This is a genomic window from Nocardia sp. NPDC051787, assembly GCF_040681325.1.
In the GTDB taxonomy this organism is placed as follows: domain Bacteria; phylum Actinomycetota; class Actinomycetes; order Mycobacteriales; family Mycobacteriaceae; genus Nocardia.
On the sequence record NZ_JBFAYO010000008.1, the window covers coordinates 89,952 to 113,553 of the forward strand.

At 68.2% G+C, this 23,602-nt stretch carries 22 protein-coding genes; 12 read left to right on the forward strand and 10 right to left on the reverse strand.

Going from position 1 to position 23,602, the window contains the following annotated elements:
• Positions 1-22 precede the first annotated feature (22 nt).
• On the reverse strand, positions 23-397 hold the full coding sequence (locus tag AB0M45_RS11020; RefSeq protein ID WP_364325811.1) for a hypothetical protein: 375 nt from the start codon (positions 395-397) through the stop codon (positions 23-25).
• 481 nt (positions 398-878) lie between these two features.
• Here AB0M45_RS11020 and AB0M45_RS11025 point away from each other — a divergent pair, with 481 nt between their 5' ends.
• The 3 genes from AB0M45_RS11025 (at position 879) to AB0M45_RS11035 (ending at position 2,566) form a co-directional block, all read left to right on the forward strand.
• Positions 879-1,103 (forward strand): hypothetical protein, encoded by a 225-nt coding sequence (locus AB0M45_RS11025; RefSeq protein ID WP_364325814.1) that lies wholly within the window; start codon positions 879-881, stop codon positions 1,101-1,103.
• Positions 1,104-1,707: 604 nt separating this feature from the next.
• Positions 1,708-2,151: a hypothetical protein gene (locus AB0M45_RS11030; protein ID WP_364325817.1), complete on the forward strand. Its 444-nt coding sequence runs from the start codon at positions 1,708-1,710 to the stop codon at positions 2,149-2,151.
• Positions 2,152-2,353: 202 nt separating this feature from the next.
• Positions 2,354-2,566 carry an EF-hand domain-containing protein gene (locus tag AB0M45_RS11035; protein WP_364325820.1) on the forward strand — a complete coding sequence of 71 codons (213 nt, stop codon included), beginning with the start codon at positions 2,354-2,356 and terminating at the stop codon, positions 2,564-2,566.
• Between the two features lie 541 nt (positions 2,567-3,107).
• On the opposite strand, the gene AB0M45_RS11040 is transcribed toward AB0M45_RS11035, so the two are convergent.
• From AB0M45_RS11040 to AB0M45_RS11050, 3 genes are read right to left on the reverse strand one after another with little or no spacing between them, the layout of a single operon-like run.
• Entirely contained in the window at positions 3,108-3,776 is a 669-nt protein-coding gene (locus AB0M45_RS11040; RefSeq protein WP_364325823.1) for a GntR family transcriptional regulator, read from the reverse strand.
• A complete protein-coding gene (locus AB0M45_RS11045; protein ID WP_364325826.1) occupies positions 3,763-4,494 on the reverse strand; it encodes a maleate cis-trans isomerase in 732 nt (243 codons plus the stop codon). The genes AB0M45_RS11040 and AB0M45_RS11045 overlap by 14 nt, the downstream gene beginning before the upstream one ends.
• A gap of 14 nt (positions 4,495-4,508) precedes the next feature.
• On the reverse strand, positions 4,509-5,249 hold the full coding sequence (locus AB0M45_RS11050; protein WP_364325829.1) for an Asp/Glu/hydantoin racemase: 741 nt from the start codon (positions 5,247-5,249) through the stop codon (positions 4,509-4,511).
• Between the two features lie 86 nt (positions 5,250-5,335).
• On the opposite strand from AB0M45_RS11050, the gene AB0M45_RS11055 reads away from it, so the two are divergent.
• Both AB0M45_RS11055 and AB0M45_RS11060 read left to right on the forward strand, forming a co-directional pair.
• The gene (locus AB0M45_RS11055) at positions 5,336-6,298 is read left to right on the forward strand and encodes a D-2-hydroxyacid dehydrogenase (RefSeq protein WP_364325832.1); all 963 of its coding nucleotides are present in this window, start codon (positions 5,336-5,338) and stop codon (positions 6,296-6,298) included.
• 27 nt (positions 6,299-6,325) lie between these two features.
• Complete coding sequence (locus AB0M45_RS11060) at positions 6,326-7,711, forward strand: amidase (RefSeq protein ID WP_364326217.1); 1,386 nt, start codon at positions 6,326-6,328, stop codon at positions 7,709-7,711.
• Between the two features lie 45 nt (positions 7,712-7,756).
• On the opposite strand, the gene AB0M45_RS11065 is transcribed toward AB0M45_RS11060, so the two are convergent.
• Both AB0M45_RS11065 and AB0M45_RS11070 read right to left on the reverse strand, forming a co-directional pair.
• The gene (locus tag AB0M45_RS11065) at positions 7,757-8,251 is read right to left on the reverse strand and encodes a DUF3830 family protein (RefSeq protein ID WP_364325835.1); all 495 of its coding nucleotides are present in this window, start codon (positions 8,249-8,251) and stop codon (positions 7,757-7,759) included.
• 144 nt (positions 8,252-8,395) lie between these two features.
• Positions 8,396-9,637: an aminotransferase class III-fold pyridoxal phosphate-dependent enzyme gene (locus AB0M45_RS11070; protein ID WP_364325838.1), complete on the reverse strand. Its 1,242-nt coding sequence runs from the start codon at positions 9,635-9,637 to the stop codon at positions 8,396-8,398.
• A gap of 132 nt (positions 9,638-9,769) precedes the next feature.
• Here AB0M45_RS11070 and AB0M45_RS11075 point away from each other — a divergent pair, with 132 nt between their 5' ends.
• Together AB0M45_RS11075 and AB0M45_RS11080 are read left to right on the forward strand one after the other, a co-directional pair.
• On the forward strand, positions 9,770-11,242 hold the full coding sequence (locus AB0M45_RS11075; RefSeq protein ID WP_364325841.1) for an NAD-dependent succinate-semialdehyde dehydrogenase: 1,473 nt from the start codon (positions 9,770-9,772) through the stop codon (positions 11,240-11,242).
• Between the two features lie 112 nt (positions 11,243-11,354).
• On the forward strand, positions 11,355-12,437 hold the full coding sequence (locus AB0M45_RS11080) for a tartrate dehydrogenase (protein ID WP_364325844.1): 1,083 nt from the start codon (positions 11,355-11,357) through the stop codon (positions 12,435-12,437).
• 109 nt (positions 12,438-12,546) lie between these two features.
• On the opposite strand, the gene AB0M45_RS11085 is transcribed toward AB0M45_RS11080, so the two are convergent.
• Entirely contained in the window at positions 12,547-14,133 is a 1,587-nt protein-coding gene (locus AB0M45_RS11085; RefSeq protein WP_364325847.1) for a DHA2 family efflux MFS transporter permease subunit, read from the reverse strand.
• Between the two features lie 94 nt (positions 14,134-14,227).
• Here AB0M45_RS11085 and AB0M45_RS11090 point away from each other — a divergent pair, with 94 nt between their 5' ends.
• On the forward strand, positions 14,228-14,767 hold the full coding sequence (locus tag AB0M45_RS11090) for a MarR family transcriptional regulator (RefSeq protein WP_364325850.1): 540 nt from the start codon (positions 14,228-14,230) through the stop codon (positions 14,765-14,767).
• On the opposite strand, the gene AB0M45_RS11095 is transcribed toward AB0M45_RS11090, so the two are convergent.
• The 3 genes from AB0M45_RS11095 to AB0M45_RS11105 all read right to left on the reverse strand — a co-directional run bounded on the left by AB0M45_RS11095 (position 14,714) and on the right by AB0M45_RS11105 (position 17,105).
• Positions 14,714-15,382: a metal-dependent transcriptional regulator gene (locus tag AB0M45_RS11095; RefSeq protein WP_364326220.1), complete on the reverse strand. Its 669-nt coding sequence runs from the start codon at positions 15,380-15,382 to the stop codon at positions 14,714-14,716. The two genes, AB0M45_RS11090 and AB0M45_RS11095, sit on opposite strands and share 54 nt — an antisense overlap.
• 122 nt (positions 15,383-15,504) lie before the next feature.
• Positions 15,505-15,924, reverse strand: a complete 420-nt coding sequence (locus AB0M45_RS11100) for a hypothetical protein (protein ID WP_364325853.1) — start codon at positions 15,922-15,924, stop codon at positions 15,505-15,507.
• A complete protein-coding gene (locus tag AB0M45_RS11105) occupies positions 15,921-17,105 on the reverse strand; it encodes a PLP-dependent aminotransferase family protein (protein ID WP_364325856.1) in 1,185 nt (394 codons plus the stop codon). Before AB0M45_RS11105 ends, AB0M45_RS11100 begins: the two co-directional genes overlap by 4 nt.
• Before the next feature lie 710 nt (positions 17,106-17,815).
• On the opposite strand from AB0M45_RS11105, the gene AB0M45_RS11110 reads away from it, so the two are divergent.
• From AB0M45_RS11110 to AB0M45_RS11125, 4 genes are all read left to right on the forward strand, one after another.
• Positions 17,816-18,787: a bifunctional riboflavin kinase/FAD synthetase gene (locus AB0M45_RS11110; RefSeq protein WP_364325859.1), complete on the forward strand. Its 972-nt coding sequence runs from the start codon at positions 17,816-17,818 to the stop codon at positions 18,785-18,787.
• 155 nt (positions 18,788-18,942) lie between these two features.
• Positions 18,943-19,212 (forward strand): 30S ribosomal protein S15, encoded by a 270-nt coding sequence (rpsO, locus tag AB0M45_RS11115; RefSeq protein ID WP_159839097.1) that lies wholly within the window; start codon positions 18,943-18,945, stop codon positions 19,210-19,212.
• Positions 19,213-19,859: 647 nt separating this feature from the next.
• Positions 19,860-22,136 carry a polyribonucleotide nucleotidyltransferase gene (locus tag AB0M45_RS11120; RefSeq protein WP_364325862.1) on the forward strand — a complete coding sequence of 759 codons (2,277 nt, stop codon included), beginning with the start codon at positions 19,860-19,862 and terminating at the stop codon, positions 22,134-22,136.
• Positions 22,137-22,174: 38 nt separating this feature from the next.
• Positions 22,175-23,515 carry a pitrilysin family protein gene (locus tag AB0M45_RS11125; protein ID WP_364326222.1) on the forward strand — a complete coding sequence of 447 codons (1,341 nt, stop codon included), beginning with the start codon at positions 22,175-22,177 and terminating at the stop codon, positions 23,513-23,515.
• The last annotated feature ends 87 nt before the right edge of the window (positions 23,516-23,602 follow it).

A 23,602-nucleotide genomic window follows, 5' to 3' on the forward strand; every position in this document is an offset into this window, starting at 1 on the left:
GCGTATCGCTCGCGCCGTGCGATCAGACCGAGCGGCAGTTGCTCGCGTTCACCCCGGCGTTGAGCACCTCCTCCGCTTCGAGTGATCCCATTCCCGGATGGATCGGTTTCCCGAGGGACGGGAACGCGCCACCGCACTCCCATTTTTCACCGGTGAGGCTGTTTTCCATCCTGACGGGGTGGAAATAAGTACCATCCAACGGGGCGCCCGGTGACGCCGTGCACCCGCGTGCTTTCATCAGGTTGAATATCACGAAATAGTTTTCGATAGGTGTGTACTTGCAGGTGTAAGTCGGCACCGGGGGTTGCGCCGCGGCAGTGGGAGCCGTCGCCAGACCGGCAGTAGCGGCCAGCACGAGCGCGGGAAGCCCAAGGAGGATGGGATGGGTTTTGATCATCAAGGCTCCTGTTCCACATCGAAATCACTGTCGCAGTAAGCGACTGTTCGGCATCGGAGTCCGAATCCGTGTGAAAAGCATGAGTAGACAGCTGATTTCGCACTCACCCTCGCCGGTCGGCCTTAAGGAATCCTTAACAACAGGTAATAACGTCGACCGGTCGCGACTCGCGTATGGGCGGACCCGGCTGTCTCTAGCGGGTGCGCTTGCCGTGCTGGTCCGGGCTCGCGGTCTTCCCGGCAACCCCACTGAACCGGATCCGCATCTTCCCAAGGCGTGGGAGCCTCACCGACGTGCTACGGATAGGATCCGGTTCGACTCGGATAGCGAGGAGCGCAATGACTTTCGGCAGAAGGATCGTTGAGTCCACAGTTGCTGCGACAGCAGCGTTGATCATGGGCGCGCCATCGGCCGTCGCCGAGGTCCAAAGCTTCGCCGTGTCCCCAGGTCTCGGGAACGGCTTCGGTTACGAATGAAAGCCGTGAGCGACAACGCCTTGCGCATCAGCTTCCTGGACAACGGATGGGAGATTCGCAGCGGCAACAAGCAGGTCTCCGGCGGCACCGGCACCGCGACGTGGACCGCGAGCACGACCGGCACGCATGTCCGCACCGCGAAGGAAGCCACCGGCGACCTCGCCGAGACGAGTATCACCGTGGAAGTCGGCACCGGTACAAACCTCGGCAGCGCCTGCGTGGCGCGATAACAGCGGATCAGGTTTGGGCGGGTCGCCGCCATGCAGTACGCACACAACCTTCGCCGAATTCGAGGTCGACCTGCTGCGGACAAACGAGCTCGGCTCGGCTGCATACCGGGCCGGCGGTCGGGGATCGCATCGCCACACAGATACCTGCGACGGTGCTACGCGCAGCTGAGGCGGCTGTGGCGATCACGCCGAGGGTGGCGGTGTATTGCTGATTCGATCCGACCTGCTGGCGCGGAAATGGGTTCAGTTCACCCAGCACTTGAGCAGCGAGATCAGCAGGGCAGCAAGGGCGGCTGCCGAACACGGCGTCAGGCCCATCGCTCGTGGAGCCGACGATGGAGCCGAGGTACTTCGGAACGCTGACCGAGGGTTTCGCCATGATTTCGACAGCGGCGACCCGCCATCCCCGCCTTCGCTGTCTGGATCCGGGTCCGCACCACTGGATACCTTCTACAACGGAGCACGCCTGTGGCAAGTCGAGCAAGTATTTCCCAGGGCTTTTCGCGGAGAAGAAGCCGCAGGTGAGGACGGCTATATCCGCACAGCGTCGCACAGTACCGCCGGAGACGTCGTATACCTGACGGACGGCACCGACATCGCCGGCGTGTACGGAACGATCACGAGCTGGGTCGATGTCCGTGACGGCACAATGCGGTTCCATCCCGCGGGCATGGTGCTCGGTATCGACGCCAACCGTATCCGTGCGCATCCGATGGCCGCGGACGGGCACTCGGCAGCCAACTTTGTCGAAGGTGTCAGCGACCGAGTCTTCACCACCCCGGGCCGGGTGGACACATCCAAGATCGTCAGCGTGAAATTTCAAACCTACGACAACATCATCGACAACCCCGACGTAACACTGGTAGCCGACGGATTCCCCGGCTTCGAGGGCCTGAGCCAAGAGTCGTTGCGCGACCCCGCAATAGTCACCGATCGGCTCTCCGGCATCGCCGACGCCGTGCGCAGAAACTACCCGACGATCGACGTCACCGTCGGCGCCAACCATCTCACCAGCGACGAAGCAATCAGGACCTTTCTGGCAACATGAACGACGCCTCCGCGGTTCGAGCGCCGAGGCCGAACAGCTCGATCCCGGCCACGCTTGCCTGCTCGGACAACATCGGTGAAGTAGCCGAGCTGCGACGTCGGAGCACCACCGGCCCAACCGAATCCGTACAGTGTGCGGTGGCCGTCGTACGCGGAGTCCAGTGGCGGCCACGGGTAGGCAGTGGCGGCGAAGGTAATGGGCGATGAGTGAACGACCGGTCGATACGTTCGGGTTGTGGGACCGGGACGGCGACGGCCTCGTCTCGGTAGCGGACATCACGATGGGGATCCGGGCGCTCGGCTTGGAGGTCGATGAGGAGGCGGTCGAGCGGATGGTTGCCGCCGCGGACACCAATGGCGACTTCCTGGTCTCCCGTGCGGAATTCGACGCCGCGCTGGTCGGTGGCCTGCTGTGACGCACAGGCCGACGCTCGATGTTGATTTTGATGTCGCCGTTATTCAGGTACTGGGCGGCAACCTCGAGTGTGTCCGGTATGCCGGCCCCGGCCCCGGCCTCGAGCTCGCGTCTCACCTCGCCGGCTACCCCGTCGGTAAACTTCTCCAAGGGGACGGTGAAGTAAACCGGCACGCCGGCGCAGTCGGGCCGGTTCCCTGGCACGACGCTGGCGAACATGGATCCTTCGCCGACGACGCGCCCACTGGCTGTCTCGACCGCCTGGACCTCAACGAGCCGGAGCACGAGGTCAGCCCTCGGATCGGCGACTAACGGCCGACTCACCCCACTGTGGCGCAAACGCGTCAGCCGCCACATCGAGAGCTGCCCGAGCTGTGACGCCGAGAAGCGGCGGCGGGTCCAGGCATCGAGATCCTCGGCGTGATCGCGGCCATCCAGCGCCTCGAGCTCGTCGAAGGCAATGCCGACACCCGCACCGTGCGGTGGTCCGTCTGACCTGAGCGGGCAGCGGCACGGCTCGGATGGCGCAGTGTTGCGGGGCCCTAGTAGCCGCCGATCTGCTGGCGGAGCCGCTGCACCGCGTCGTCCATGTGCTCGACGAGCAGGGCGCGCGCTCGGGCGGGCGCGGCGGTGGCGATGGCCTCGCGCAGGTCGACGTGTTCGCGAGCCTGTTCGCGGAGGTCGGGGTAGGTGGTTTGCAAGGCGCCCAGGCACATTCGGGTCTCGATCAGCAAGGTGCGGGCGGCGCGCACGAGCCGAGGGCTGGCCGCGCTCTCCACCAGGGCCTCGTGGAAGGCCTGGTCGGTGTCGGACACCCCGACCGCGTCACCGCGTTCGGCGCACGCGACCATCTCCTCGACGCTGGGTCCGAGCGCCTCGTAAGCGATCGGGCGGCGGCCGTCCAGGATCAGCTCCAGCGCGCCGCCTTCCAGTGCCGTTCTGGCCCGGTAGATGTCGATGACGTCGTCGAGGCTCAGTTCGATGACGAAGATCCCGCGGTGGCGGATGCTGTGCAGCAGGCCCTCGGACACCAAGCGCTGCATGGCCTCGCGCACCGGCCCGCGCGAGACGGCGAACTGCGCGGCCAGATCCGCTTCGCCGAGCTGCGATCCCGGCGCGAGGTTGCCGCGCATGATCGCCTCGCGGAGCCGATCGGCGATCATCTCCGCGGTCGACTGCCGGTTCACCGGCTCGAAATCAACGACGGACATCGATCTGCCTTTCCTCGAACAAGGTGCCGAACCCGGGAACGACCGGCTCGGCGCCGGCCAGCCGCAGGCCTGCCCAGATCGTGACCTGGTTGGCCGTCAGCAGCGGTTTGCCCAGCGTAGCTTCCAGGTCCGGCAGCACCGCCATGGTGTGCATAGCGGTATCGGGAATGAGCAGCGCTTGCGCGTCCGGGTGGTCGTTGTCGGCCGCCAGCCGCAACACCTGGGCCGGGGTGAGCGTGCCCACTTCGGCGGCGGTGTCGATACCCGCGCTGGACATCGAGACGACGTCGATGCCCGCGTCGGCGAGGAAAGCCACGAAAAGCCGGGCGACGTCGTCGGGATAGCTGGCCGCGACCGCGACGGACCGCAACCCGAGTGTTTGCGCGGCATCGACGAAGGCGAGACTGGTGCTGGTCGCGGGGACGCCCGCCACCTCGGCGAGTGCGCGCACCTGCTCGCGGGCGCCCGCGGGTCCGTAGACGAAACTGCCGGAGGTGCAGGCCCAGACGACCGCGTCGGGCCGGTGCCGGGCGAGCAGTGCCGCGCCCACGCGCAACTTCTCCGGGCTGCCCAGTTCGAGCAGTTCGGGGACGGCGTGCAGATCGGTGCCGTAGATGTGGGCTACCGGCAGGTGTGCGCCGAGGGCCGCCGCCGCGAGCGGGTAGTCGTCCTCGGCCGCGTGGTCGGGGTAGATGAAGCCGGCGGTGGGTGCGTGCATGCGATGTTCTTCCTTCAGAAAACGTTGAGTAGCCACTTGCCCGGGCCCATCATCGGCAGCTTCATCCGGCCGAGGCAGGCCCACATGGTCAGCTGGTTGGCGGTGAGCACGGGTTTGCCGAGCGCCTGTTCGAGCGGCTCGATGACGTCGTAGGTCGGCAGGTTGGTACAGCTGACGAAGACGGCCTGCGCGGTGGGGTCATCGGCGCCGGCGATGCGTTCGGCGATGGTGCGGTAGCTGACCTTCCAGATGCCACCACCGAGTCCGAGGTGATCGGAGCGCGCCACGGCGCACCCGGCCTCGGCGAGGAATTCGTGCAGCTTGTGCGTGAGGATCTCGTCGTAGGGGGTGAGTACCGAGATGCGGGTGAGCCGCAAATGGCGGATCGCCTCCAGCAATGCGCCAGACGTGGTGACCGCGTCCTGGGCTCCGGCCCGGCAGATGGTCTCGCGCAGCGACTTCTCGTAGGCCAAGCCCTTGATGAAGCTTCCCGACGTGCACAGGTAGGCCACCACCTCGGGCTCCACGTGCAAGACGTTGCGAGTGGCCGCGGTCAGGTGGGCCGCGTCGGACACGAGCTCGGCCATCTCCAGCGACACCGGAACCGGTTCATAGGGAGTGCGAGCCAGGTGCAGGCTGACCTCCAAGGGTGCCCAGCGCCACAGCTCCCGTTCCAGTGCGAGGTCGAACGGAGCGATGATCCCGATGCCCCGTTGCGCGACGGGACCCTCCAGGTCGGGAAAGCTCAAATCCACTGCGGCCCCTCTCGCGCTCAGCCGGGACGACCTCCGAACACGATCGGATTGTTGACAATCATACGATGTGATCTTAGTGTGTCAATGTGGATCAGGGCCCGATTGTCACCGTCCTGCACAGTGACAGTGTGCCCGACGTCGATGGCATGGCACCGGTGGCCGACCGCGCCACCGTCCGGTACACGGAGGCCGCCGGTCTCGCGGAGGCCGTGCGCGGGGCGGAAGTGTTGTTCGTCTATGACTTTCGCACTCGCGCGTTGCCCGGCGCGTGGCACGCGGCCGACCGGCTGCGCTGGGTGCACATGGGGTCGACCGGCGTCGACCCGGCGATGTTTCCCGAACTGCGGGCCAGTGAGGTGGTGCTGACCAATGCCCGCGGTCTGTTCGACTCGGCGATCGCGGAATACGTCCTCGGACAGATTCTCGGATTCGCCAAGGACCTGTCCGGGTCGCTGTTGTTGCAGCAGCGGCATGTGTGGCGTCATCGGGAATCCGAACGCGTCGCGGGCGCTACCGCGCTGATCGTCGGCACCGGCTCGATCGGACGCCACATCGCCCGCTTGCTGCGCGCGGTCGGGATGACGGTGCGGGCGGTGGGCAGGCGCGAACGTTCCGACCCGGATTTCGGCGTCGTCGCCACCGATCTGCACGCCGAACTGGGCCGGGCCGACTACGTCATCGCGATCGCCCCGCTGACCGAGCAGACCAGGAATATGTTCGACGCCACGGCTTTCGCCGCGATGCCGCCGCACGCCAGGTTTGTCAACGTGGGCCGCGGGGAACTCGTTGTGACCGACGATCTCGTCGCCGCGTTGCGCACCGGATCGATCGCCGCGGCGGCGCTCGATGTGGTGAACCCCGAGCCGCTACCGGTCGATCACCCCCTGTGGGAACTGCCGAATGTCCGGATCACCCCGCACAACTCCGGTGACGTCGTCGGATGGCGCACCGAGATCGTCAACACGTTTGCCGAGAACTTCGACAAATGGATCACCGGACGCCCGCTGGACAACGTGGTCGACAAAAGGCTGGGGTACGTGCCCAGCTGAAGGAGCCCATCCATGAGCTACCCCGACATGAACACTCCCACCGACCCGACCGCGATGACGGCGGTCGAACTGGTCTCCGCCTACGCGACGGGCGCCCTGTCGCCCGTCGAGGCCACCGAGGCGATCCTGCGGGCGATCACCGACCGGGACGACGCGCTCAATGCGTTCTGCCTCGTCGATCCAGATCGTGCCCTGGTGCAGGCGAAGGACTCCGAGGCGCGCTGGCAGTCCGGCCACGCCCGCGGACTGCTGGACGGCGTGCCGATCTCGATCAAAGACGTCTTCCTGACCGAGGGCTGGCCCACCCGGCGCGGATCCACCTCGATCGACCCGGCCGGGCCGTGGTCGGTGGACAGCCCGGTGGCGGCGCGGCTGCGCGAGGACGGCATGGTCTTCCTGGGCAAGACCACCACCCCGGAGATCGCGTGGAAGGCGGTCACCGACAGCCCGTTGACCGGCATCACCCGCAACCCGGCCGACCCGTCCACCACGGCGGGCGGATCCTCCGGCGGCAGCGCCGCGGCCGTCGCGGCGGGGATGGGGCCGGTCTCGGTGGGCACCGATGGCGGTGGCAGCGTGCGCATTCCGGCCGCCTTCTGCGGCATCGTCGGGTTCAAGCCCACCTATGGCCGGATTCCGCTGTACCCGGCCAGCCCCTTCGGTCCGCTGGCACACGCGGGCCCGATGACCCGCACCGTCGAGGACGCGGCGCTGCTGTTGGACATCCTGTCGCTCCCCGATCCGCGCGACCCGACCGCGCTTGCCCCCACGCTCACCGCGTTCCGCGCCGAAATGCAACGCGACGTGCGCGGATTGCGCGTGGCGTACTCGCCAACGCTGGGCTATGCCGAGGTCGACACCGACGTCGGCGCGGTCGTCGACGCGGCGGCGGCCCGCCTCGCCGAGGCCGAATTGCTGGTCAGCGCCGCCGATCCCGGTTTCGGCGATCCGCGTGAGGCGTTCGAACTGCTCTGGGCGGCGGGGGCGGCCACCATGCTGTCCGGCTTCCCGGCGGGGACGCGTGAGCGGGTCGACCCAGGACTGCGCACGGTGTGGGAGCGCGGCGAAACCGTCAGCGCCGTCGATTATCTCGCCGCCCGCAACGTGGCGGCGCAGCTCGGCATCGCCATGGGCGCTTTCCATACCGACTACGACATCCTGATCACACCGACCGTGCCGATTCCCGCGTTCGCGGCGGGCTACGACGTGCCGCCCGGCAGCGGGCTGCACAGCTGGCCGCAGTGGACGCCGTTCACCTACCCGTTCAACCTCACCCAGCAGCCTGCGATCAGCATCCCGGTGGGCACCACACCCGCGGGTCTACCGGTCGGGCTGCAGATCGTCGGTCCGCGTCACTCCGACGACTTGGTGCTGGCAGTGGCCCGCTACGCCGAATTCGTGCTGGCCTCCTGAACCCCAGTGGCCCCGCGGGTGCCGCGGGGCCACTGGTTCGTCGTGTCAGGCGCGGGCGAATGCGAGTGTTTCGCCTTGGACTCCATGCAGCCACAGGGTGTTGCACGCCGCGGCCATCTCGGCCAGGCCCTCCTCGATCGTGGCGAAGACGTTGCCGGGCACCCAGCCGAGGTCGCCGTTGATCAGCAAATTGTTGCGGCCGTAGAACAGCGCGAGGTCGGTGGCGCCGCGCTCGTGCTCGGCCGCGGAGCCGGGTTCGTAGCCGTAGGCCGGATTGCCGATCTCCCACGGTTCGAAATCGAACAGGCACACGTCGCCGGGGATCGGCGTGACGGTCGGGTTCTCCCGGTGCGGGGCCGCGCCGATCCGCGGGAGCAGGGTGTACACCTCGTTGCGGGCGTACTTGGCGTGGAACGCGTCGCCTTCCTGCGGCAGCGCGTTCCACACCGCCGCACAGGTGCGCGGCGCCTGCTCGTCGAGCAGACGGGCGCGGCAGGTTACCGCGGCCTTGGTGAGGGTGATGGTGATGTAGCGGGCCATGCGGTCCTGCTTCCTGATATGAACCCGCCGGGCGGGCACGGGTGGACTCGGGGACAATGGCGGAGTTGCCGTGCAGGCATAGCGGGGCGAGGACACCTGCCGGGTCGCCGTACAGGCGCGCCGTCGGCGGCGGTGGTCGCCGGGCTACAGCTCGGCGAGGACCTCCGACCAGATGACGAGCGCGTCCTCGATCTGAGTATCGGTCACGATCAGCGGCGGAATCATCCGCACCACGTTCATCTGCGCGCCGCAGGTCAGCAGCAGCAGTCCCTTGGAACCCGCGGCGCGCTGCGCGGCCGCGGCGGTGACCGGATCGGGTTCGCCGGTGGCCGTGGTGAACTCGGCGCCCGCCATCAGTCCGAGACCGCGCACGTCGCCGATCGCCTTGGTGGCGCTGTCGCGCAGGCCGTGCAGCAGTTGCGCGCCCCGAGCGGCCGCGTTCTGCACCAGCCCTTCGGATTCGATGACCTCCAGCGTGGCGATCGCCGCGGCGCAGGCCACCGCGTTGCCGCCGTAGGTGCCGCCCTGCGAGCCGGGCCATGCCCGCGCCATCAGCTCGCGCGGCGCCGCGATACCCGACAGCGGGAACCCGCTGGCCAGCCCCTTCGCGATGGTGATCACGTCCGGCCGCACGCCGAAGTGCTGATGACCGAAGAACTTCCCGGTACGCCCGAAGCCGGTCTGGATCTCGTCGAAGACCAGCAGAATGCCATGCCGGTCCGCGCGTTCGCGCAGTCCGCGGAAGAACTCGGTGTTGCCGGGGATGTAGCCGCCCTCGCCGAGCACGGGCTCCACGAGGAACGCGGCGGTCTCGGCGGGGGAGGTGAGCGTGGTGAACAGGTAGTCGAGTTCGCGCAGCGCGAACGTGGTGGCCTCCTGCTCGCTCCAGCCGTAGCGGAACGCGGTGGGGAAGGGCGCGACGTGCACGCCCGACATGAGCGGGCTGAATCCGGCGGAGAACCGAGTGCCGGAGGTCGTCATCGTGGCGGCCGCGACGGTACGGCCGTGGAAACCGCCGTGGAAGACGATGACGTTCGGCCGTCCGGTCGCCTGGCGCACCAGCCGCAGCGCCGCCTCGACCGCCTCGCTACCGGAATTGGCGAAGAACAGCGCGTCCAATCCCTCCGGCAGCACCGCGCCGAGGCGGTCGATGAGGTCCAGCAGCGGCCGGTGCAGGACGGTCGTGTACTGGCCGTGGATCAGCGAGGCGACCTGCGCCTGCGCCGCCGCGACCACGTGCGGGTGGCAGTGGCCGGTACTGGTCACGCCGATACCGGCGGTGAAGTCCAGGTATCGGCGTCCGTCGGTGCCGTAGAGATAGCACCCCGACCCGTGGTCGACGGTCACCGGAGTGGCCTGTTTCAGGACGGGCGATAGCTCGGTCATGGTGATTCGCCTCCCGGAGCGGGTGGGTGAGTGCGTGATTGTCTATTGTCGGATTGTCGACAATATGCATAACATGGCCGCACGGGTCGCAGCAATGGCCGAACGCTGCGCGGTCGAGAGGAGCCACCGACGATGCTCACCGAAAGCCCCCTGAGCACAGCCGAACGAGCCGCGATCGACACGGTGCCGCGCGGCCTGTTCATCGACGGCGAGTGGCGTGCGACCGCCCGATCGCTCCCTGTCGTCGATCCCGCGACCGGCGAACTGCTCTGCTCGGTCGCCGACGCGGACCCCGCCGACGGCCTCGCGGCCTTGGACTCGGCGTGCACGGCGCAACCGAACTGGGCGCGCACCCCACCGCGAGAGCGCAGCGACCTGCTCATGCGCGTCCACCGCGCGTTGCTGGCCGAGACCGAGCGGCTCGGGCTGATCGCGACGCTGGAGATGGGCAAACCGCTGGCCGAGGCGCGCGGCGAGATCGCCTATGCCGCGGAGTTCTTCCGCTGGTTCGCCGAGGAGGCCGTGCGCTTGGACGGCGGGTACCTGCCCGCGCCGACCGGCGGCTCCCGCTTCCTGGTGACCAGGCAGCCGGTCGGCCCCAGCCTGCTCATCACGCCGTGGAACTTCCCGATGGCGATGGGTGCGCGCAAGATCGCTCCCGCCCTCGCCGCAGGCTGCACCTGCGTGGTGAAACCCGCTGAGCAGACGCCGCTTTCGATGCTGGCGCTGGCCGAGACCATGGCCGCGGCCGGGCTGCCCGCCGGGGTGGTCAACGTGATCACCACCGCCGACCCCGCCGCGGTGATGACGCCACTGATCCGCGACCAGCGTTCGCGCAAGCTGTCCTTCACGGGTTCGACGGCGGTCGGCAAACAATTGCTCGCCCACTGCGCGCAGACGGTGATGCGTACCTCGATGGAACTCGGCGGCAACGCCCCGCTACTGGTATTCGACGACGCCGATCTGGACGAGGCGGTCGAGGGCGCGCTCGCGGCGAAGATGCGCAATATCGGCCAGGCATGCACCGCCGCCAACCGCATTCTGGTCCAGCGCGGCGTCGCCGACGTCTTCGCACGCAGGCTCGCCGATCGGATGGCGGCGCTGCCGATGGGTCGCGGGACCGAGCCGAACGTGGTGGTCGGCCCGTTGATCGATGCCGACGCCGTCGCCAAGGTGCAGCGCCTGGTCGATGACGCCCGCGCACGCGGAGCCACGGTGCTCATCGGCGGGACCGCACTGGATGGTCCCGGCACCTTCTACCCGGCGACAGTGCTGGTCGACGTCCCCGACGACGCCGACATGTGCCACACCGAGATCTTCGGCCCGGTCGCCGCGATCGGCGTCTTCGACACCGAGGACGAAGCGGTCGGCCGGGCAAACGACACACCGTACGGGCTGGTGAGCTACGTGTTCACCGAGAACCTGCGGCGCGGGCTGCGGGTATGCGAGGCGCTGGAGACCGGCATGGTGGGACTCAACCAGGGTGTGGTGTCGAATCCGGCCGCGCCGTTCGGCGGCGTCAAAGAGTCCGGGCTCGGACGCGAGGGCGGGCTGACCGGAATCGATGAATTCCTGGAGACCAAGTACATCGGAGTGAAGTTGTGAGCCGGTGTGCCGAGCCGCGCGTTTCCCAGCCGACGACAACGGATAGTCGCAGCCATGACCACAGCCCGGCTGGAGATGCCGGTGCGGGAGCGCGAGCGGAGAGGAACCACGGGTGAGCGGATATCGGATCGCCACCATCCCAGGCGATGGCATCGGCGTCGACGTGACCGCGGAGGCAGTGCGAGTGCTCGACGCGGTGCTGCCGGGTATCGAGTGGACCGAATTCGACTGGTCCTGCGAGCAATACCTGCGCACAGGCGCGATGATGCCCGTCGACGGTCCGGACCGGCTCGCCCGATTCGACGCGATCCTGCTCGGCGCGGTCGGCTTCCCCGGTGTGCCCGATCATGTTTCGCTGTGGGGCCTGCTGATCCCGCTACGCCGCGCCTTCGGTCAGTACGTCAATCTGCGGCCGGTGCGGTTGCTGCCCGGCACCCGATCGGCGCTGCGCGACCGGACGGCCGCCGACCTGGACATCCTTATCGTGCGGGAGAATTCGGAGGGCGAGTACTCCGAGATCGGCGGCATACACAATCCAGGCCGTCCCGACGAGTTCGTGCTGCAGGAATCGGTGTTCACCCGCGTCGGCTGCGAACGGATCATTCGCTACGCCTTCGACCGAGCCGCGGAACGTCGCGGGCGCCTCTGCTCGGCGACCAAATCGAACGGGCTGATCCACTCGATGCCGTACTGGGACAGTGTCTTCGATCGAGTCGCCGCCGAGTACCCGCAGGTGACCACGCGCCAGATGCACGTCGACGCGCTGGCCGCCGAAATCGTGCTGCGCCCGGACCGGCTCGACGTCATCGTCGGTTCGAATTTGTTCGGCGACATCCTCTCCGACTTGGCCGCCGCGGTCACCGGCGGGCTGGGTCTGGCGCCGTCGGGCAACATCAATCCGGAGCGCAGTGCCCCGTCGATGTTCGAGGCCGTGCACGGCAGCGCTCCCGACATCGCCGGTCAGGGGATCGCGAATCCGGTCGCGCAGATCCTGGCGGGCGCCATGCTGCTCGATCATCTCGGCGAGTCCGCCGCGGCTGCCGCGATCGACCGAGCGGTCGGCGACGTGCTCGCCGAGGGCCTGGTCCTGACCCCCGACCTCGGCGGCACCGCCGCCACCACCGACCTCGGCAGCGCCATCGCCACCCGCGCCGCCGAGCTGATCCGCCGACCCACCACCACCGCCCGCACCTGACCGGTCTGCGGCACCCAGCACCACCGCGAAATACCGGTCGAGCGATACCCGGCCGTAGCAGAACGCGAGAACGCGTACAGCCGGGTACCGCTCGACAGCGGCGGGCACATCAGCTGGCAGGGGTCGTGGAGGCAGGAGCGGGCGAGGCGGTGTCGGCGGAGATGAACGCGGTCGCTGCCAGCGCCGAGAACAGGAGTGCGGCACACGCGTAGCTGGAGATCTCCAGGCCGCTGCTCATCGCGTCGCGCGCGGCGTCGGCGGCCGGGGCGGTCGACGGGTCGGTCGCGAGCGCCGGAATCTGCGAACCCGCACTGGCGGTCACGCTTTCGCTGAGCTGACCCGCGTCCGGTGATCCCGCGAGCCGATCGCGCAGGCCGGTGCCGAGCACGCTGAAGAACAGCGTCGTGAGCACCGCGATACCGAGCGCGGAACCCAACTCACGCGCCGTGCTCTGAATGCCCGACCCCTGACCCGCGCGTTCGATCGGAACGTCGGCCAGCACCACATTGGTCACCTGCGCGGTGGCGAACCCCACGCCGATCCCGTAGACGAACAAGGCGGCCGCGATCGCCCACCAGCGGGTGTCGGTCGCCGCGATCAGGCCGAGCAGCACAAGTCCGCCCAGCTCGAGCAGCAGCCCGATCCGTACCTGCGCGAGCGCGCAGACGCGCAGCGAGAAGCTGGCTCCGCTGGCGCAGAAGCTGCCGACCGCGAGAGCCACGAGTGCGAGCCCGGCCTGGAAGGCGCTGTAGCCCAGCGTGAATTGCAGCCACAGCGGCAGCACCGCGATGATGCCGAACTCGCCGAGTCCGACGATGAGCGTGACCACGTTGCCGGTGCGGAACGAGGAGATGCCGAACAGGTCGACGTCCATCAGGGGCTCCCCGCCGCTGCGCCGCAGCGCCACCTGCCTGCGCCAGAAAGCTGCCATCGCGAGTGCCGAGGCCAGGAGGGCGATCAGTACTGGCGAGGGGCCGCTGGGCCAGGTGAATTCACCGATAGTGAGCGGTTCGACAGTCCGCACCCAGCCGTGCGACCTGCCTTCGATCAGCGCGAATGCCAGCAGGCCGAGCCCGGCCACGGACAGGGCGGCACCGACCCGGTCGACGCGGCCCGGAATACGCGGCGCGGCGGGCAGAGACCGCAGAACGCCGAGTGCGACCACCGCGACAAGCGGGATGTTGATTCCGAACGCCCAGCGCCAAGAGAAGTCCGCGAGCCACCCGCCCAGCAACGGCCCCACCGCCGCGGCGGCGCCGATCGTCGACCCCCAGATCGCGAAGGCCTGTCCGCGCGTCTTGCCTGTGAAGGCGGTGTTCACCAGTGCCAGCGAGGTCGGCAGGATCATCGCCCCGCCGATGCCTTGGGCGAACCGGGCCGCGATGAGCAGCGTGCCGTTCGGCGCGATCATCGCCAGCAGGCTGGTAAGTCCGAATACCGACAGGCCGATCAGAAAGATCCTGCGGGCGCCGTGCAGGTCGGCGAGGCGGCCGCTGAGCAAGAGCAGCGCGGCGAAAACGATTGCATACGACTCCTGGATCCATTGGGCTTCGATCGAGGTTATCGACAGGTCCTCGATGATCGGCGCGAGGATCACGTTGACGATCGTGATGTCCACGACGATCAAGGCGACGCCGAGTGAGACGGCGATCAGGCCCAGCCAGACGCGTGCGGACGGGCGATCCGTGGTGTCCAATTTACCTCCATGGTGAAGTAACTTCATGATGAAGGTAATTTTCGGCGGGGTAGGTTGTCAATCCGGGACCAAGCGGACGAGGAGGAGGCACCGAATGGCGAAGCAGGGGCGCGACGGCATCGCCGAACAGCGGGAGCGGCTCGTCGTGGGGCTGCGTGCCTACGGTGCGAGCTTCACCGAGCTGGGCCGCCGCTTCGCCGTCGAACTCGGGGTGCACACTACCGACGCCTTTGCGCTGCTGGAGATCTCGTCGGCGGAGGCGATGGGCACGCCGCTGTCACCCGCGCTGCTCGGCAAACGTATCCGGCTGACCTCGGGCGCCATGACCGCGTTGCTGAACCGCCTCGAGCGCGCGGGCTATGTGACCCGGACTCGGGAGCACGCCGACCGGAGGGTGGTCACCCTGCGCAGCAGCGAATCCGTCAAACAGATCGGGGACGAGTACTTCGGGCCGCTCAACGCGCGCCAAGACGCCGTCCTCGCCGAGCATTCGCCGGAAGTGCTGCGGCAGTTCGAGGACTTCCTGAGCCGGATGCGGGCCACACTTGACGACCGGCTGGCCGCGGACCCACCCGAACGGTCAGCTGGTGAGCCAGATCGCCTCGGCGGCGGGGCGGCCCAAGTCGGTCGGTGACTCCGTCGCGCCGATGCGGATGGCGATGGTACCGGCGAAGTCGCGGCGTTCGACGACCGCGATGGTGGTGTCCAGGGCGATGCCGACGGAGTCGAAGTAGCGCAGCATGTCCGGGTCCGAGTCGGAGATCCGGGCGACGCGGCCGGATTCGCCCGCGGCGAAGTCACTGAGCCGGCGCGCGGGCGGGGTGGGCACCGCGCCGTCCACCGAGGGGATCGGATCGCCGTGCGGATCGCGGTCGGGATAGCCGAGTTTGGCGTCGATGCGCGCCATCAGCAGTTCGGAGACCGCGTGCTCGAGCACCTCGGCCTCGTCGTGCACCTCGTCCCAGCCGTAACCGAGCTCGTTGACCAGGAACGTCTCGATCAACCGGTGCCTGCGCACCATCGCGACGGCGGCGCGGCGCCCTTCGGGGGTCAGGGCGATCGCACCGTAGCGGGCATGCTCGACCAGCCCTTGGTCGGCCAGCTTGCGCACCGCTTCGGAGACGGTCGAGGCGGACACGCCGATTCGCTCCGCGAGCAACTTGGTGGATACCTTCTCCGGCGACCACTCCTGCGCCGTCCAGATCACCTTCAGATAGTCCTGGGCAACCGAGGAGAGCACCGGCGCGATAGTCGTGGTACCACCTGCGGCTTCGCCTGGCGCAGAGGTGTCGGCCAGCTCGCGTCGCGTGGCGATATCTCGTTTACCGGGCACACACCCGAGCTTAGGCGGGGTGGTGCCGATATACACATTCAGACATCCCGAGCGCGTGCATCCCCGTGGCCGGTGAACGCCGTGCCATCGAATCTCCGGCCGGTCAGCAGCGCGGTCGCGGGCGGCCGCAGCGGCGCACCCATGAGGTCATAAAACGTTGCTATGGCTGATCCGGAGAACCGGTCGCCGGTCACGTCGAGTTCGAACGCGACGATCCCCTTGCCGACCACGGCGGGGTCGGCTCGATCGACGACGAACTCCAGGAACGCGCCGGTGACGCGGTCTCCCTCGGAGCGCCACGTGCCCATGCCGTTGCTGTCGCTGGTGGCGCGATTGCCCCGGTCCGGATTCGATTGCAGCATTGTCCCGCCGGGATGGAACTGCATCACGTGGTAGGCGAACGGGGCCCCGTCGGCGATCACCTCCCAGGTGCCGAGGATCGGATGCTGATCACTCATATGGCGTCCGCACAGAGGGCGGCCAGCTTCGCGATGCCACCGTCGATATCGGCCCGTGGCACGTTCGCGAAGCTCAGCCGCATCGTGTTGCGGTGGTCGGCGTCGTCGGCGTAGAAGACGCTTCCCGGGAGGAAGGCGACGCCCTCCCGCAGCGCCGTGCCCAGCAGCGCGTCGGCGTCGAACCCCTGCGGGCCCTCGACCCACAGAAACATCCCGCCCTCGGGCTCGACCCACTGGAAGCCGGGCGGAAAGTGCCGCTCCACGGCATCGGCCAGGGTGGCCAGCTTGGCAGAGTAGACCTCGACGATGTGAGCGAGGTGCGCCGCCCCCGCCGCGCTGCCCAGGAACTCGGCGGCAATCGCCTGGCAGTAGGCCGACGTCTGCATATCGATGCCCTGTTTCAGGGCGAGCACACTGTGCAAGAGATCCGGAGGCATGACGGTGATGCCGACACGGAGTGCCGGGGCGAGCGTTTTCGACAGCGAGGTGATGTAGATCGAATTCTCCGGTGCGAAGGACGCGAGCGGAGGCGGTGATACGCCGCGGTAGCGCAGGTCGGTATAGACGTCGTCCTCGACCACCAGCGTGTCGTGACGGATGACAATCCGGGCGATCTGTTCGCGCCGTGGAGTCGGCATCGTTCGCCCGGTCGGATTCTGGAAAGTCGGCAAGAGGTACACGAAGGCGACGTCATATCGGGCCAGTGCTTCCTCCAGCGCTTCCGGCACGATTCCGGAAGCGTCCGACGGAACCCCCACAACAGTGGCGCCATGGCTCCGGAATTCTTTGACCGCGGGCCCGTAGGTCGGGGCTTCCACCAGTACCACGTCATGGGGGTCGAGCAGCGCCGAACAGACGCTGTGCAATGCGCCGGATCCACCCGTGGAGATATGCAAGCTGTCGGGTGCGCATCGAATATGACGGTTGCGCAAAAGGTTTCGGGCTTCATCCAGGAGCGGGCCGAATCCCTGGGTCATGCCGTACTGGAGGACGGCGCTTCCGTACTTGGCGATGACGTCCTGGGACAGCGTCGAGACGAGTTCGCCGGGCAGCAGTGCCGGATCCGGCGCCCCGACGGCGAAGGAGACGACGTCAGGGCGCCCTGCGAGCGCCGCGAAGATGTCGTCGATCGGCCCGCTGGCCACCGCGTCCGCGCCGCGGCTGCGTCTGACGAGCGCCATCTCACGACCCGGCCCGGTCCCGGCGCAGGCGGCGTCAGGTCCGGACCGATCAGCGTGACCGCGCTGCCGCGTAGGCAGACGACGACGATCTCGCTGTGCGCGTGGTAATGCGCTTTCGATACCCCGGCGGGAGCCATGTTGACCATGCCCGCCGAGATGCCGGTCGCGCCACAGGTTTCGGTGGTGACGCAGGGAACGAGGCGTTGTCGCTGCCGCCCGATCGTCTCTGCCGAATCGGACGGGTTGATCACACGAACCTGCTTGACTGCGCTTTTCATGGCTACTCCGGGGGCACTTCCGTCGCCGACGAAATCGGACGCTAGACCATTCCCGCTACTGGGGCGAGACGAGCTTCTCGAGCACGGAAAACAGTGGATGTACCGGCTCTTTCGCGAATCCGTCCGGTGCGTTTCGGGTGGGCGAAGTTTTCCCTCGGAGATGTCGCGAACCGCGACGTTGCGGCGCAACATCCACACCGTGCGAGCGGGCGCGGTCACCGCTCGGCTATCTCCCGGATGCGGGCGGGCACCCCCTGGAGGGCGGATCCGTTGTGATCGCGCGATCTGCGTGCTCCGCGCGGAGCGGACGGTGCAGACGTACCGGGGCCCGTGTACCCCGGGATAGCTCGTCGGTTTCCGGCATCGGAACCGTTGTGTGACGTCAGCACGCCGGAATACTGTTCGCTACCTGATATGCGTAGGCTGCGCACTGTGCAGAGATGGCGAAGTCTCGACGATGTGCCCGCGGATTGGGGGCGCTGTGTCCTCACGATCGGTGTGTTCGACGGTGTGCACCGCGGCCACGCGCAGCTGATCAGCCGGGCCGTGAAGTCCGCCGCCGCACGCGGCGTGCCCGCGGTATTGATGACCTTCGACCCGCACCCGATGGAGGTCGTCCGCCCCGGCTCGCATCCGGCGCAGCTGACCACCCTGACCCGCCGCGCCGAATTGGCCGAGGAACTGGGCGTCGACGTGTTCTGCGTCATGCCGTTCACCCAGGAATTCATGAAGCTGGCTCCCGCCCGTTACGTCCACGATCTGCTGGTCGAGCGTCTGCACGTGGTCGAGGTGGTGGTCGGTGACAACTTCACCTTCGGCAAGAAGGCCGCCGGGACGGTCGAGACCATGCGCGAACTCGGTCACCGCTTCGGTTTCGAGGTCGACGCGGTCAAACTGCTCGGCGAACACGCGGTGACCTTCTCCTCGACCTACATCCGCGCCTGCGTCGACGCGGGCGACATGGCTGCCGCGGCGGAGGCGCTGGGCCGCCCGCATCGGGTCGAGGGTGTGGTGGTGCACGGCGACGGCCGCGGCAAGCAGCTCGGCTTCCCGACCGCGAACGTCGCGCCGCCGATGCACGCCGCGATCCCGGCCGACGGCGTGTACGCGGGGTGGTTCACCGTGCTCGGCCCCGGCCCCACGATCGGCACCGTCACACCGGGCGAGCGGGCCATGGCCGCCATCTCGGTGGGCACCAACCCGACCTTCTCCGGCCGTGCCCGCACGGTCGAGGCGTACGTGCTCGATCGCGAGGCCGACCTCTACGGCCAGCACGTCGCGGTCGATTTCGTCGAGCACGTCCGCGGGCAGCGCAAGTTCGACTCGGTGGACGAGCTCATCGAGACCATGGGCCGCGATGTGGAGACCACGCGCAAGATCCTGACCGCCGTCGACGATCAGTGAGCATCGGCCCGCCTGCGGGGAACCGGCCCGCGATTTCGGCGGGGACGTCCTGGTCGGGTAGGGTGGATCCTCGGGTTTGCTGCGGTTCGCGGCGGCGCCCGCACCGGGTAACCGGGTCTTCGAGCGCGGAACTGAGAAACAGGAGTGGATGCCCCATGGCACTGACCACCGAGCAGAAGTCGGCGATTCTCGCCGAGTACGGCCTGCACGAGAAGGACACCGGTTCGCCGGAGGCGCAGATCGCGCTGCTGTCCAAGCGGATCGCCGACATCACCGAGCATCTGAAGAAGCACAAGCACGACCACCACACCCGCCACGGTCTGATGGCGCTGATCGGTCGTCGCAAGCGGCTGTCGAAGTACCTGCAGGACAACGACATCAACCGCTACCGTGCGCTGATCGAGCGCCTCGGGCTGCGGCGGTAATTTTTTTTGCTGGCTCGCGTCCGAGTGACCACCGCTGGCGACTTCATCGCGAACGCGGCGGACGCTCGGACGCGAGTCGGGCAGCGAACGGGGAATGCTCGGTCTCGCCGACGCTCGAAAGCCGGAGCCGGGCCGACGCGTCGCGGTGGGAGATAACCGCGCTACTCGATGTTCGCGCTATCTGTTGGCTGCGTGCCGGTGAGTCGGGTGGCCGAGAAGGTCTGAAACCGGGTGCTCGATGGATACTCTGGGGCCTGGTTCCCGCGGCGGTTCGAGGGCGCGAGCGATAGCTCGATCCGTGCCGAGGCCGAGGCGGTCGATAGCTCGGCGAACGGGGAGACGTACAATCTTTTCGTTGGCTATTTGTGGATCAGGGGCGGATCTGTCCCGTCGCACGACAACATTGCACAGCCGTATGCACCCGCCCGCGTGGCGTCGGTCTTCGGTAGTGGCCTTTCGGCCGCGGATTCGCGCCGTCGGGCTTCGATCGATGACCGCCTCCGCGTCGCCGTCTCCAAGGGGATTCGGCCGGGTGTGCGTGTCGCAGCCGGAGGCTGCCGCGCGCCCGTACCCGGTACGGCTGACGACAGCCGGATCGCGCCCACCGGGCGCTCGAGCCGGCGAAGACGAGAGGTTGAGAGAGAAGAATGACCGAAACAACTGAACGCAAGAACTCTGCCGTCGAGGTCGAGCCGGGCGTTTTCGAATCCGTCGCGCTGATCGACAACGGCGCCTACGGCACCCGCACCATCCGGTTCGAGACCGGACGCCTGGCCCGGCAGGCCGCCGGTTCGGTCGTCGCCTACCTGGACGACGAGACCATGCTGCTGTCGGCCACGACCGCGGGCAGGCAGCCCAAGGACCAGTTCGACTTCTTCCCGCTGACGGTCGACGTCGAGGAGCGGATGTACGCCGCGGGCCGCATCCCCGGATCGTTCTTCCGTCGCGAGGGCCGTCCCACCACCGACGCGATCCTGACCTGCCGCCTGATCGACCGTCCGCTGCGTCCGTCGTTCGTCGACGGCCTGCGCAACGAGATCCAGGTCGTGGTCACCGTGCTGAGCCTGGACCCGAAGGATCTCTACGACGTGGTGGCGATCAACGCCGCGTCCGCGTCCACCCAGCTTGCCGGCCTGCCGTTCTCCGGCCCGGTCGGCGGCGCGCGCGTCGCGCTGATCGAAGGGCAGTGGGTGGCGTTCCCGACCACCGAGCAGCTCGAGAACGCCGTGTTCGACATGGTCGTCGCGGGCCGTGTGGTCGAATCCGGCGACGTCGCCATCATGATGGTCGAGGCCGAGGCGACCGAGAACGTCATCGCGCTGCTCGACGGCGGCGCGCAGGCCCCGACCGAGGCCGTCGTGGCCGAGGGGCTCGAGGCCGCCAAGCCGTTCATCGCCCGCCTCTGCCGCGCCCAGCAGGACCTGGCCGAACTGGCCGCCAAGCCCACCGAGGAGTTCCCGCTCTTCCCGCCGTACGGCCAGGACGTGTACGAGGCCGTCGAGGGCACCGCCAAGCGCGAGCTGGGCGAGGCGCTGAGCATCGCGGGCAAGCAGGAGCGCGAGGAGAAGATCGACGAGATCAAGCTCGCCGTGCTCGATCGCCTCGGCGACGACTTCGCCGGGCGCGAGAAGGAGCTGGGCGCGGCGTTCCGCTCGGTCACCAAGAAACTGGTGCGCCAGCGCATCCTGTCCGACGGCTTCCGCATCGACGGCCGCGGTCTCGCGGACATCCGCGCGCTGTCGGCCGAGGTCGCCGTCGTGCCGCGGGCGCACGGCTCGGCGCTGTTCGAGCGCGGTGAGACCCAGATTCTCGGCGTCACCACGCTGGACATGGTGAAGATGGCCCAGCAGGTCGATTCGCTCGGCCCGGAGACCAGCAAGCGCTACATGCACCACTACAACTTCCCGCCGTTCTCCACCGGTGAGACCGGCCGCGTCGGTTCGCCCAAGCGCCGCGAGATCGGCCACGGCGCGCTGGCCGAGCGGGCGCTGATCCCGGTGCTGCCCAGCCAGGAGGAGTTCCCGTACGCCATCCGTCAGGTCTCCGAGGCGCTGGGCTCCAACGGCTCCACCTCGATGGGCTCGGTATGCGCCTCCACCCTGTCGCTGCTGAACGCCGGTGTGCCGCTGAAGGCGCCGGTGGCCGGTATCGCCATGGGCCTGGTGTCCGACACCATCACCAATGACCAGGGCGAGGACGAGGTCCGCTACGTTGCCCTGACCGACATCCTCGGCGCCGAAGATGCCTTCGGCGACATGGACTTCAAGGTCGCGGGCACCCGCGAGTTCGTCACCGCGCTGCAGCTGGACACCAAGCTGGACGGCATCCCCTCGCAGGTGCTGGCCGGCGCGCTGAGCCAGGCACACGACGCGCGCACCACCATCCTGGATGTGATGGCCGAGGCCATCGCTACCCCGGACGAGATGAGCCCGTACGCGCCGCGGGTCACCGCGATCAAGATCCCGGTCGACAAGATCGGCGAGGTGATCGGGCCCAAGGGCAAGGTGATCAACCAGATCACCGAGGACACCGGCGCCAACATCTCCATCGAGGACGACGGCACCGTGTTCGTCGGCGCGACCGATGGCCCGTCGGCGCAGGCCGCGATCGACGCGATCAATGCCATCGCCAACCCGCAGCTGCCGAAGGTCGGCGAGCGCTTCCTCGGCACGGTCGTCAAGACCACCGCCTTCGGCGCGTTCGTCTCGCTGCTGCCCGGCCGCGACGGCCTGGTGCACATCTCCAAGCTGGGCAACGGCAAGCGGGTGGCCAAGGTCGAGGACGTGGTGAACGTCGGAGACAAGCTGCGCGTTGAGATCGCCGACATCGACAACCGCGGCAAGATCTCGCTGGTGCCGGTCGACGAGACCACCGACGAGCCCGGCGACGACGCGGCCGATGCGGACTCGGCCGGGACCGAGTAGTACTTGTCTCTGTGACGAAGAAGAAGACGACAACCCCTCTGCTCACCACCGGGCAGGGGGGTTCGTCACTCGAGCTGCGGGTGGACACGGACAGCGGCGTGAAGCGCACCGTGCTGCCCGGTGGATTGCGCGTGGTGACCGAGCACCTGCCCGGGGTGCGCTCGGCGTCCATCGGCGTCTGGGTGGGAGTCGGGTCGCGTGACGAAGGCCCGACCGTCGCGGGCGCCGCGCATTTCCTGGAGCACCTGCTGTTCAAGGCGACCCCCACGCGGTCGGCGCTCGACATCGCCGAGGCGATGGACGCGGTCGGCGGGGAGCTGAACGCGTTCACCGCCAAGGAGCAGACCTGCTACTACGCGCATGTCCTCGACGAGGATCTGCCGCTGGCGGTCGACTTGGTCTCCGACGTGGTGCTCAACGGTCTGTGCCGGTCGGTGGACGTGGACGTGGAGCGTCAGGTGGTGCTCGAGGAGATCGCCATGCGCGACGACGACCCCGAGGACCTGGTCGGCGACTCGTTCCTGAGCGCGCTGTTCGGTGACCACCCGATCGGGCGTCCGGTGATCGGCTCGGTCGAATCCATCGAGGCCATGCGCCCGTCCCAGCTGCGGTCCTTTCACGTGCGCCGCTACCGTCCCGACCGGATGGTGGTCGCGGTCGCGGGCAATGTGGAGCACGACCACACGGCGGAATTGGTGCACCGCGCCTTCGAGAACCGGCTCGATCCCGCGGCGACGCCCGCGCGGCGGCGCGAGGGGCGGTTCCGGCCGCACGGCGCTCCGCAGCTGCACTGGAGTCGTCGAGACAGCGAACAGGCGCACCTGGCCTTCGGCGTGCGAGCCTTCGGACGGCACGAAGGGGAGCGGCGCTGGCCGCTGTCGGTGCTCAACACGGTGGTCGGCGGCGGGCTGAGTTCGCGGCTGTTCCAACGTATCCGGGAAGAACGCGGGCTGGCCTACTCGGTGTATTCCAGCGTCGACACCTTCGCCGACACCGGTGCGTTCTCGGTGTACATCGGCTGCCAGCCGGAGAACCTCGGCAACGTGGCGGCGTTGGCGCGCGGTGTGCTGGAAGAGGTGGCGGCGGACGGCATCAGCGACGCCGAATGCGCCCGCGCGAAGGGCTCGCTGCGCGGCGGCCTGGTGCTGGGCCTGGAGGATTCCGGCTCGCGAATGAACCGGCTCGGGCGCAGCGAACTCAGTTACGGCAACCACCGCAGTGTGTCCGAGACCCTGGCCCGCATCGATGCCGTCACCACCGACGAGGTTTCCGCGGTCGCGCGGACCCTGCTGGCGCGGCCGTTCGCGGCGTCGGTCGCCGGGCCGTACCAGCGCACCCGTGAACTGCCCTCGGCCGTCCGGCGGCTGGTCCCGAACTGATCTCGGCGGGCCGCGGTCCGCCGACACCCGCGGCTCGGCGCGCAACCCTTGGCGCGATACTGTTTCGGCCGTCCGCCGTCGTCCGTG

Bases quoted from the DNA above. Each gene is read 5' to 3' on its own strand.
- AB0M45_RS11020 (WP_364325811.1), bottom strand. From the start codon at position 397: ATGATCAAAACCCATCCCATCCTCCTTGGGCTTCCCGCGCTCGTGCTG.
- AB0M45_RS11035 (WP_364325820.1), top strand. From the start codon at position 2,354: ATGAGTGAACGACCGGTCGATACGTTCGGGTTGTGGGACCGGGACGGC.
- AB0M45_RS11040 (WP_364325823.1), bottom strand. From the start codon at position 3,776: ATGTCCGTCGTTGATTTCGAGCCGGTGAACCGGCAGTCGACCGCGGAG.
- AB0M45_RS11045 (WP_364325826.1), bottom strand. From the start codon at position 4,494: ATGCACGCACCCACCGCCGGCTTCATCTACCCCGACCACGCGGCCGAG.
- AB0M45_RS11060 (WP_364326217.1), top strand. From the start codon at position 6,326: ATGAACACTCCCACCGACCCGACCGCGATGACGGCGGTCGAACTGGTC.
- AB0M45_RS11065 (WP_364325835.1), bottom strand. From the start codon at position 8,251: ATGGCCCGCTACATCACCATCACCCTCACCAAGGCCGCGGTAACCTGC.
- AB0M45_RS11070 (WP_364325838.1), bottom strand. From the start codon at position 9,637: ATGACCGAGCTATCGCCCGTCCTGAAACAGGCCACTCCGGTGACCGTC.
- AB0M45_RS11075 (WP_364325841.1), top strand. From the start codon at position 9,770: ATGCTCACCGAAAGCCCCCTGAGCACAGCCGAACGAGCCGCGATCGAC.
- AB0M45_RS11090 (WP_364325850.1), top strand. From the start codon at position 14,228: ATGGCGAAGCAGGGGCGCGACGGCATCGCCGAACAGCGGGAGCGGCTC.
- AB0M45_RS11100 (WP_364325853.1), bottom strand. From the start codon at position 15,924: ATGAGTGATCAGCATCCGATCCTCGGCACCTGGGAGGTGATCGCCGAC.
- AB0M45_RS11105 (WP_364325856.1), bottom strand. From the start codon at position 17,105: ATGGCGCTCGTCAGACGCAGCCGCGGCGCGGACGCGGTGGCCAGCGGG.
- rpsO (WP_159839097.1), top strand. From the start codon at position 18,943: ATGGCACTGACCACCGAGCAGAAGTCGGCGATTCTCGCCGAGTACGGC.
- AB0M45_RS11120 (WP_364325862.1), top strand. From the start codon at position 19,860: ATGACCGAAACAACTGAACGCAAGAACTCTGCCGTCGAGGTCGAGCCG.